This window comes from Vibrio sp. 2033 (assembly GCF_033339735.1).
This window is the reverse complement of the sequence record NZ_JAWOVC010000545.1, coordinates 1-606: the sequence shown is the minus strand read 5'-3', so window position 1 is coordinate 606 and position 606 is coordinate 1. Positions and strand designations below refer to the sequence as shown.

The 606-nt window shown below is 46.5% G+C and carries 1 protein-coding gene and 1 pseudogene; both read left to right on the top strand.

What is annotated here, in order from left to right; translation table 11 throughout:
* The coding region (locus R7P74_RS27710; protein ID WP_318123881.1) for an SLC13 family permease at positions 1 to 454 on the top strand (454 nt) is incomplete at its 5' end.
* A gap of 24 nt (positions 455 to 478) precedes the next feature.
* A pseudogene (locus R7P74_RS27705) lies at positions 479 to 606 on the top strand (adenylyl-sulfate kinase); the annotation flags it as partial.

Below are 606 nucleotides of genomic sequence, written 5' to 3'. Positions count from 1 at the left end.
GCTTCGTCGCCGTTTTCCCATTGATATTGTGGTGATTGTGGGTTCTGCGCTCTCTATTGCGCAGCTGATGATTTCATCGGGCTTGTCCGTCAGGATGGGCGAAATGTTTATCGAAGCGTTTAACGGCTGGGGCGTATTTGGTGCGCTGGTGGCCACATACATCATGACCTTGGTGCTGACTGAATTGGTGACCAACAATGCCGCTGCCGCGTTAGCATTTCCGATTGGCTATAGTATGGCTGTCGGGTACGGAGTGGATCCGATGCCATTTATTATGGCGGTATTGTTTGGCGCAAGCGCGAGCTTTATTTCTCCCTACGGGTATCAAACTAACTTGTTGGTTTACAGCGTAGGTAATTACAAATTGACCGACTATGTGCGAATTGGTGTGCCGATTTCGATTGTGTATTCCGTATTGGTACTGACATTGATACCGGTCTTCTTTCCGTTTTAATTCCGATAAATACAAGGATTCGTTATGACCGCTGAAACACCGGTAAAAGATGAAAACATTGTCTGGCATCAGCACACGGTTGATAAACAGTTTCGTGCTGAGCTGAAAAAACAGAAACCAGCAGTGCTTTGGTTTACTGGTTTATCTGGTGC